Annotated in this window: 6 protein-coding genes; 1 reads left to right on the top strand and 5 read right to left on the bottom strand. The window is 45.9% G+C overall.

Annotated features, from left to right (window positions below; genetic code table 11):
* Positions 1-781 (bottom strand): uroporphyrinogen decarboxylase/cobalamine-independent methonine synthase family protein (locus tag ACZLMD_RS09605; RefSeq protein WP_489495620.1); only part of this gene is annotated, 781 nt, incomplete at its 3' end.
* Positions 782-1,017: 236 nt separating this feature from the next.
* Here ACZLMD_RS09605 and ACZLMD_RS09600 point away from each other — a divergent pair.
* Positions 1,018-2,322: a response regulator gene (locus tag ACZLMD_RS09600; RefSeq protein WP_489495619.1), complete on the top strand. Its 1,305-nt coding sequence runs from the start codon at positions 1,018-1,020 to the stop codon at positions 2,320-2,322.
* Between the two features lie 185 nt (positions 2,323-2,507).
* Here ACZLMD_RS09600 and ACZLMD_RS09595 read toward each other — a convergent pair whose 3' ends face one another.
* From ACZLMD_RS09595 to mgtE, 4 genes are all read right to left on the bottom strand, one after another.
* Entirely contained in the window at positions 2,508-4,271 is a 1,764-nt protein-coding gene (locus tag ACZLMD_RS09595) for an ABC transporter ATP-binding protein (protein ID WP_489495618.1), read from the bottom strand.
* Complete coding sequence (locus ACZLMD_RS09590; RefSeq protein WP_489495617.1) at positions 4,256-6,064, bottom strand: ABC transporter ATP-binding protein; 1,809 nt, start codon at positions 6,062-6,064, stop codon at positions 4,256-4,258. Before ACZLMD_RS09590 ends, ACZLMD_RS09595 begins: the two co-directional genes overlap by 16 nt.
* A gap of 1 nt (position 6,065) precedes the next feature.
* Positions 6,066-7,061, bottom strand: a complete 996-nt coding sequence (locus ACZLMD_RS09585) for a helix-turn-helix domain-containing protein (protein WP_489495616.1) — start codon at positions 7,059-7,061, stop codon at positions 6,066-6,068.
* A gap of 1,128 nt (positions 7,062-8,189) precedes the next feature.
* Entirely contained in the window at positions 8,190-9,584 is a 1,395-nt protein-coding gene (mgtE, locus tag ACZLMD_RS09580) for a magnesium transporter (RefSeq protein WP_118559176.1), read from the bottom strand.
* Between the last annotated feature and the right edge of the window lie 396 nt (positions 9,585-9,980).

Here is a 9,980-nt window from a genome sequence, read left to right as displayed (position 1 = left end):
CATAGGCACCGCTGTTTGCATAGGTAGAGTGGAAATTACCACGGCACACATGTGTATTGATGATCATATCCTCCGGTGCATTTGCAATGACCTGATTGTTGATATCCTTATGACGCTTCTGGACATCCACAGCGCCCTCCGGAGTTGTACCGTAAAGCATTGGTCCTGTCTTGTCGGCAAGCATGCCCCAGGTACAGTCGTCAAGCTGAATGTTACGGCAGCCGGCTGCATAGAGATCATCGATCACCTTTCCATAAGCCTTAACGATATCTGCTGCTAACTCCTCGTCTGTCGCATAGAACTTCTCTGTCTGCTCATGGTTAAACGGCATTGTAAACTGTGCATAAAACTGTGCCGGTGATGGCATTGTCTGCTTTGCCACGGTGTTCTCATCCTCGAATGCCTTCACAAAACGAAAATGTTCTACAAACGGATGCTCTCCGGAAATTCCAACCTTTCCATCGATAAATGTATCATCTACCATGGCAGCCTCTCCGTGAAACGGAAGTCCGGTTGTTGTCGGTGTATGACCGATTCCGTCAAATCCCCACATAAAATCAAGATGCCAGGTTGCACGGCGAAACTCTCCATCCGTGATCACATGATAGCCGAGCTCCTTTGTCTTTTCGATCAGCTCTGTGATCGCATCATCTTCTACCTTTTTCAACTCTTCATAAGAGATCTTTCCTTCATCAAAGCTTCTTCTCGCCTTCTTTAAACGCGCCGGTCTTAAAAAACTTCCCACAAAATCATATCTGCATGGTGTTGTTACATTACTCATTCTCTCGTCCTCCATCTTTGTAATAAGAACAGTCTAACACTCTCTTTCCAAAAAGAATAATACATATTTCATACGCTTCTTCATAGTTTCAAACTATGGCAGTTCATTTTATCATATTATGACGAAAATGCACAGTCAAAATGCGATAAGATTAAGCAAAATCACAGTTTTTCTTCCATTTTTCACGAGTTTATTGTATAATATGAAGCAGAAAATAAACAGGAGAGGTGAATTCTATGTTTAGTCAATTATTTGGAACATACCTTGTAGAAAAACAAATCATTACAAAGGATGAGTACCGTGCAGCCATTGAGAAGCAGCTTTCCGTACGTGTAAAGCTTGGTACCATCGCCATCGCAGATGGATTACTTTCTGAGGAAGACGTAGAAATGATCAATCAGCTGCAGATGCAGTTCGATAAGCGTTTCGGAGATATTGCTCAGGAGAAAGGACTTCTGACCGCTGAGCAGATCGATGCCTTACTGGCAAAGCAGGGAAATCCTTACATGCAGTTTACACAGTCTCTGACAGAATGTACGGAGCTGACCGCTACCGTTATCGACAAGACACTGGCTGCATTTCAGAAGGAGCACGGTTTCTCCGATGCTGATATGACCGCATTAAAAGCAGATGATCTTGATGCACTGATCCCTGTTTTTGCCTGTGCCGCCAACTCTCTGATCACAGAGCTTGCCGGTCTCGTTGTCCGCAATATCAACCGTTTCGTATCCAGAGATTTCTATATCGGCCGGATCCGGCATGTAAAGTCTCTGCCATACAGTGCACTTGCCGGCCAGAAGCTGACAGGCAGTACAAATCTCTGTCTCGCACTCGCAGAGGAGTCTTCCGATCAGGCATTTTCTCTGATCGCCGGCAATTTTTCCGGTGTTGCTCAGAATGATGCAATCGATACACTGGATGCTGTATGTGAGTTTATCAACGTCAATAACGGATTGTTCGCATCCGATCAGAGTGAACACGATAAGGAATTTGAACTGGAACCGGTATTTGCTTATAAGGATCAGTCCGTGGAGGGCAATTTCCATATCCTGCCGATCTTTATCGAGGACCATAAAGTAACTCTTGTGATCGCAGACAATGATGCGGTGAAACCGGGCACTACCCCATACCACTCCTCTTCCAACGAGAAGAAGGTTTATGAAGTCAGTGCCGATGCAAAGGGATCCATCCTTGTGGTTGACGATTCCAGAATGTCCCGTGTGATCCTCAAAAACCTTCTTGAGGAAGAGGGCTATTCCGTAGTCGCAGAGGCTACCAACGGTGAGGAAGCCGTAGAGATGTTTGAACAGCATCCGGTCGATCTTGTCACTCTCGATATCACAATGCCGAAGATGGACGGTATTGAGGCACTGCAGAAGATCCTTGCGGTCAACGCTGATGCAAAGGTCATCATGATCACCGCAGCCGGTCAGCAGTCCAAGGTTTTAGAAGCCTTAAAATACGGTGCAAAACAGTTTATCACAAAACCATTCGAAAAGGATGTAGTATTAAACAGTATAAAAGAAGTTCTTGACAAGTAGACATTTCTCATGTATACAACGTCATGATACTCCATAAGAAAGCACATAAGAGCGAAACATCTTACCGGATGTTTCGCTCTTATTCTTTCCAGAGATATTTATACAGCGACCCTTTATCGTTTGATGAACTTGAAGCAGTGGCGAAACAAACGCTAGCCGCGAAAACACAAAAGATCCACAAAGCATCAACCGGTAAGCTGCCAGCCCTCCGATCTTTTCCGGATATCCACAAAGTCTCTGTATTTGCCCGGTACCTTGACAAGCTCCTGATGCGTTCCGCACTGAACCACCCGACCGTCGTCCACAACAAGGATCTGGTCCGCCTGCTCGATCGTTGCCAGACGATGTGCGATCGTCACGATCGTCTTGCCTTTTGTCAGCTCTGAGATTGCTGCCTGAATCAGATGCTCATTCTCCGGATCCACGCTCGCCGTTGCCTCATCCAGTATGATGATCGGGGCGTCTTTAAGGATCGCTCTTGCAATGGAAATACGCTGCTTCTCGCCACCGGACAGACTGCCGCCGCCCTCGCCGATCACGGTATCGTAGCCTTCCGGCAGTGCCATGATAAAATCGTGGCAGCATGCTTTCTTTGCTGCGTCGATCATTTCCTCCTCTGTTGCATCCGGCTTACCAAAGCAAATATTGTTCCTTACCGTATCATGGAACAGATATACATTCTGAAATACCATCGATATATTGGACAGCAGACTGTCACAGGTAAATTCCCGTACATCATGTCCCCCCACACGGACACTGCCACTGTCCACATCGTAGAATCTGGCGATCAGATTACAGATCGTAGATTTACCGCTTCCGGACGGACCAACCACTGCCGTAACCGTATTCTCCGGAATCGTCACCGTAACATCCTTTAATACCTGTCTGCGTTCCTCTCCCTCTCCATAGGAGAAATCAACATGCTCTAACTCGATATCATACCTGGAAAGAGGAATGTCTTTTCCGTCCGCATCAATAAAGGATTCGCCGGTCAGGGCGTCCAAATGATCCAGTGCGTCATCGATCACCGCCAGCACATGCGCACAGTCGGAAATCGGCTCCAGCGAACCAAAAATATGGAAGGACAACAGCACGACAAGGATCACGGACGTAAAATCAAGCTGTCCCATCACCCCAAAGGAAAATGCTGTGATCACAATAAATACACTTGCCGTTTTCAGTGCCAGCAGATGAAGTGCGTTATATGGAATATAACCCCACTCTATTTTCAGATTGATGTCTCTGCTGCCACGGCACGCCTTCGTCATGGCATCCATGGATGCTCCTGCCCTGCCAAAGGATTTCACGACCGCAAGACCTCTGGCATACTCCAGAGTTGCTCCGGTCAGATCCCTGTTTGCCTGCGCAAGCACCGGTGCATTCCGTGTGCTGTACCGGGAGATCACCAGCAAAAATACGAAAGAAACCGCTGCTCCTGTGATGGCGATCAGACCGATCTGCCATTTAATATAAAACAACCACAGAAGAATACATATGAAATTAAGATATCCTCCGACAAAATTGTCGATCATACGGATTCCCATGCCCTCCAGCGTATGAAGTCCGGTTGTAATCGAATTCAGGATCGTGCTTGTATTCATATTCTGAAAATATCCAAGGGATACTCTCTTTAATGCATCACCTACTGCCAAACGGTCTCTCGCGATCAGTTCATAGCTGATTGCCTCCTGAAATCTTGCCCGCAGATAATCAAACAGAAATCTTAAAAATACAAAGAGTAACAGTATACCGATGCTTCTACCAACCCACGCCGTGGTGAGCATCTTTCCTTTCCCGGTGTATTCCACCAGCTTTCCGATCACATACGCCGCCCAGATCACCGGCATGGCAGCAAACCATCCGGAAAAGAAGGAGAATACAAAGCCAATATAAAGATTCTTACGAAAGTCTCCGCACCATGCAATAATTCTTTTTACTGTTCCAAACATACTTCTCCGCCTCCTTTCTTTTCTCCGACAGCCCAGTGTCTTGCACCCACATGTGCCTGCCACATTCTCTGATAAAGTGCACAATTGTCAAGCAGCTCCTCCTGCGTTCCCTTTGCCTCCACACAGCCGTTTTTCAGAACAACGATCTGATCCGCATCGGCAATCGTGGACAGACGGTGCGCGATCACAAGAAGCGTCTTTCCCTTTGTCAGGGCTTCAATGCTCTTCTGCAGCTTATCCTCATTTTCCGGATCGGTAAATGCCGTCGCCTCATCCAGAATAACGATCGGCGCATTTTTCAGCATGATACGTGCGATCGCAATACGCTGCTTCTCGCCGCCGGACAGACGTTTTCCTGCCTCTCCTGCCGGTGTATCATAGCCCATCGGAAGCTTCTTGATAAACTCCTCACAGCACGCCTTTCTTGCCGCCTCCTTGACCTGCTCATCCGTCGCCTTCGGATCGCCCAGGCGGATATTTTCCAGAATAGAGCATCGGAACAGGAAATTATCCTGCGTGACGAAGCTTACCATTTCCGAAAGCTGCTCAAGCGGCATATCCTTCACATTGACACCACCGATCGTGATGCTTCCCTCTGTCACATCCCAGAAACGGGAGATCAGCTTGGCAACCGTTGACTTGCCGCCGCCACTTGGTCCGACCAGTGCCGTGTAACTGCCCTCCGGCATCGCCAGATCAATTCCGTGAAGCACCTCATCCTTCTGATCGCCCGTATAAGAGAAATGTACCTCCGACATTGCAATATCATGACTCTTTAAATCCACGCGCTTTTCCGGCTGCGGCAGTGTTCTCATATTTAACAGTCCTTCAATGCTTTCGATGTTAAATTTCATTTCACGGATATTTTCCATGAATACTTCGATCTTGGCAAAGGAAGTGACCATAGACATGGATAACATCACTGCAAGAAGCAGCTCAGATATCGTGATCCTTCCGCGGATCGTCAGATACAGACCAACCGGCAGCGTTCCAAGGATCGTAGACGGAAACAGTGCAAAGGTCAGCTTCATTGTAATCCAGGTCGAGGATAACCACTTTACTACGAACTTTTTGTAATCAAGGATCGCCTTGGAATATTTCTCATAGGAGGTTCCGGCTCTGCCAAATGCCTTGATCACCTCAATACCTTCTATGTATTCCACGATCGTGCTGTTCATATGAGCATTGGACTCATCGTACTTCGTAAAGCTCTTGCCACTGATCACCATCGTCAGGCTCATCAGCACCATCGAAAACGGCAACGTCACCAACGCCGCCAGTGCAATCCGAACATCTACAAAGCAAAGCGCAGCCAGACTGACAACCGGCAGGAGAATATGACCGCTGCCCTCCGGGATCATATGTGCCAACGGAGGCTCCATATTCTCGATCTTTTCCACCATAATGCTTTTAATCTCACCGATACTGTGTCCCTCGACATCTCCCAGAGGTGCCTTTAAAAAACGGTCCGTCAGCCGGAGACGCAGCCCCTCCAGAATATGGTATGCTGCAATATGCGATATCCATGTGGACGCCGAGAAGCATACGATCTTTACAACATAAAAAACCAGTGCAAGGATACACCACCGGATAATCTCATGCACCGGAACCTGTCCCATATTTCGGATATACAGGTCTGCTCCCCGATAAATGCAATAATACGGGACAAGCCCACCGATCACACTGATAATGGAAAGGATCACGGACAACCCCATCCTGCGTTCACTGCCATCGGTATAGCGAAACAGCACCTTAAGCCAGCTATCCTTCTTTTCCTGTTTGTTTTCTGACATATTAATCCAACCTTCCTTCTTTCCTGATTCTGTATTCTGCCGGAGAAACTCCCATCACACTGCGAAATGCCACGGAAAATTTTCCGGGATTTTCATAACCGACACATGAGGCGATCTCCTGTATTTCTTTATCTTCTTCCTGAATCAGCATGCTTGCCGCAACATTGATCCGGTATCTTTTCTGATAGGAATATATGGAATCACCATATACATCCTTAAAACACTTCTTCATCGTTGTCGCCGGTATCTCATACATTAAAGACAGCTCCTCAATCGTAAAACGCTTGCTCAGATCACCGGTGATCTTCTCATGCACCGCCTTGATCTTCTCCATCTGCGTCCTGTAATAATACGGCTTAACCTCGCTGCTGTCCTCCAGCGTCATCGTCTCCAGATACAGCAAAAGCTCCACAACCTTGATCTGGTAATATTCCTTTGACGCTGCCATCTCCGGCCGCTCAAGATTCTTCTGATACAGACCGGAAATAATACACGCAAGTCCCTCATCCTTATGAAGGATACACGGCTTTTCCCGGTTACAGTAGCGTTCACGCAGTCCGGCAATATCAACGCTGAAGCCGTGAAACATCTCATCAAGTGCCTGCTGTGCCTCATCCACATCCATAAATACACTGACTCCATGGTAATGACGGAGCGGATAGCAGGTTGTTCCCTTATGATTCTCCCTGTTATCCAGCCGCAGCTCGTTCTCCTGCATAATACTGAACACCCCCGGCTGTACCTCCATCTCGATCCTGCCCTCGCGGCAGTGATCCAAACAGAACACCCGCCGATCCTTCTGCAGTTCAAATTCAGAGTCACATTTCTCCATATGGATATCCGAGAAACAGATCATCACACCGGGCATCACCTGATATACAGTCATCACACCCTCGCCCGTGGCATCATTTAGCATCAGCACCGAGCAGTTCTCGTTTTTCACCATTGTTTTGACGTTGTTGCCAAGATTGGCAATCGCCTGTTTATTCACATCCATTCTCATGCCTTTCTGATCTCAATCACTTTGTCACTCAAACTTCGCTCACATAATCTATCTCTGCGCCCATAATATTTCTTATGTCCTGAAGGGCAGATAGCCATTTTGCCTCGGAAAGCAAATTAATCCATGAGCTGTGACTAAAAAATTGTCTTGTCACTAACGGATTTCGAAAAGACTAATTGCTTTGCTGCTTTGATGTTTGATGAACACATCCTCCCGGATTCGCCCCGAGGTGGGAATCGGATGTTTCGAGAGGCACTTGCACCCGCCGGTACTTACGCCCCAAGTTTCAAAATTCCCCTCTTAATCTACTTGGCACTTGGGGCGTTATGTACCGCTGCGTGGTGCAGTGGTAGCGGGAGCGTGCCGTCCGAAACAGCTGAGCCCATCTACGGGGCTCAATCGTCCGGATGTGTATTCATCAAAGCATTGCAAAGCAAAGTCTTTTCAGAAATCCTACTGATCTGCGTCAATTTTTTAGTCACAGCTCATGGATTTACAAATGCCCGGGCAGGCAAAATGTTATTGCGTGTAATCGGACATAAGAAATATTATGGGCGCAGTCAATACTTGTTGTACGAAGTTTACGTCTCGTTAGTTTATCCTAACCGTGTATTATCGTATCATGAATTTACGGCGACATCCATACCAAAAAAGACATTTCTGCTCCATTTAGACAAAAAAATAACACCGGAACCGTTTCACTCCTGACGGATGCCGGTTGTTGTCTTAGACACATGCATCCTTTAACGGTTTCGATGTTATTTACTATTTGTCTTATTGCAAGTATTGATCACACGGCAGAGATTACAGCTTGCTGCCATATACCGGGAATCCACTGCTTGCACCGTAGCTCTCAATTTTGGGGAATACCGTCTTCGGCGTCAATAGTTTTTCCCATTTTTTACGATAGTCGAATTGTCGCATATTTAATCTCCATATTTTCATACTATAGTCACATATAATCCATTTTTATTATATCTTCTAATTTTATCATAGTCAATTCAATTTATTCATTTTCCTAAAAATGAATAAATTGAATCACAAATGATGTAATTAAACTATCAGGAAATGCAAATAATAACGCCGACGGTAAGTCGTTTGTCAATATCCTTTCTCATTGCATCACACTATCTTCATCATCCGGATCAGCAGGATCCACGCAAGACCATAATATGTCACAACAGCCACCAGATCATTGACGGTTGTAATAAGCGGACCGGAAGCGACCGCCGGATCCACGTTTATTTTGTGGAAAATGATCGGCACTAAGGTTCCGACCAGACTGGAAATAATGATCGCGGCCAGAAGGGATATTCCGACACAGCCGGAGATCAAAAATGCAGTTCCGATTGCATATCCTTTAAAGAGTGCAATATAAACACCCAGGCAGACCAGTGCCATCACTCCAAGCAAAGCACCGTTACAGCATCCAACCTTCATTTCCTTAAACAACAGCTTCAGCTTGTCTTTACCATTCAGATTCTCATCCATCAGCACACGGATCGTTACCGCAAGAGACTGTGTACCAACATTTCCCGCCATGTCAAGGATCAATGACTGAAAACAGATCACGACCGGCAGTACCGCTACAACGCCCTCGAATGCTCCGACCACAGTGGATACTCCCATTCCGAGGAACAACAGAATGATCAGCCACGGAAGACGCTTCTTCATGCTTTCTCCGGTAGTTTCATTCAGATCCTCTTCTGCAGACAGACCGGCGAGCTTTGCATAGTCCTCTCCCAGCTCATCATCCACAGCCTCAACCACATCCTGTGCTGTAATAATACCGATAATTTTCTTGTCCTTATTCAAAACAGGCAGGGAATCTTCCGCGTAATCCTTGATCTTTTCGATGCTGTCCGAAATCTTCTCATGATCCAGCAAATACGGATAGGCATAGCTGATCAGTGTATCTAACTCCACATTTTCTCTTGCAACAATAAGATCCTTCAAATCGATCGCACCGCAAAAACGTTTCCTATTATCCACCACATAAATTGTTGTAATATTATCATTTTCGCCCGCCTGCTGCACCAGCTCATGCATTGCCTGACGGATCGTCAGGTGCTGTTTGATGCAAATATAATTGGTGGTGATCAAACTTCCGATCTCATCCTCATCATAGGAATTGATCAGCTGGATATCTGTCCGGATCTCATCGTCGATCATCGTACGAAGCTTCACCTTCACGCTCTCGTCAATATCTTCCCACAGATCTACCGCATCATCTGCGTCCATCTCGTTGATGATCTCTGCCAGCTTGTCGATTCCGATCTCTTCAACATATTGTCCCGGATCGTCAATATAAGAAATGATTTCCGCCATCCATTTTGCATCAATCGCACTGTACAGAAGATTTCTTTCGGCTCTGTTTAGATATTTCAGACTCTGTGCGATGTCATTCTCATGGTAATCCTTGAGCTTCTCCTTCATCTCATCAATCGAATGAGAAAATCTTGTAATTTCAACAATTTCCTTTGCAAAAATTGGTTCCTTTAATACTTCTCTTGTCATCATAAGCCTCCCTTTACCCGAAAAAGGGCATAAAAAATCCATCATAATGTCATGCTGCACAATTATAAGTTGTGAATTGATTCATAACGATGGATAACGGCTTATCTTTTATGAAAAACGGCACGCCTACAGACACCTGTAATAAAATCCAAGCCTGTATCCATCATTATGTGTACTTCGACTTCGACTATCACAACTGTCCATATGCTTCGCCTCCTTTTTATCTCTGCGCCTTTCAAGGCTCATTATTTTACCGCGATGATTATAACACCATCACCTTTCCGATTCAATACCTTTTTAAATTTTTAATCATTATTTACGATTCGGTTCTCCCGAAAATCTCATATATGATGACATCCCGCATACGCTCCATAGTCTCCTCATATGCTGCGTCAT

The sequence above is a fragment of the Jutongia sp. genome (genome assembly GCF_057878315.1).
Note: the sequence above shows the minus strand (reverse complement) of the source record. Positions and strands in the feature narration are given on the sequence as shown.

Excerpts from the sequence above, each read along its gene's own strand:
- ACZLMD_RS09600 (WP_489495619.1), top strand. The coding sequence starts at position 1,018 with ATGTTTAGTCAATTATTTGGAACATACCTTGTAGAAAAACAAATCATT.
- ACZLMD_RS09595 (WP_489495618.1), bottom strand. The coding sequence starts at position 4,271 with ATGTTTGGAACAGTAAAAAGAATTATTGCATGGTGCGGAGACTTTCGT.
- ACZLMD_RS09590 (WP_489495617.1), bottom strand. The coding sequence starts at position 6,064 with ATGTCAGAAAACAAACAGGAAAAGAAGGATAGCTGGCTTAAGGTGCTG.
- ACZLMD_RS09585 (WP_489495616.1), bottom strand. The coding sequence starts at position 7,061 with ATGGATGTGAATAAACAGGCGATTGCCAATCTTGGCAACAACGTCAAA.
- mgtE (WP_118559176.1), bottom strand. The coding sequence starts at position 9,584 with ATGACAAGAGAAGTATTAAAGGAACCAATTTTTGCAAAGGAAATTGTT.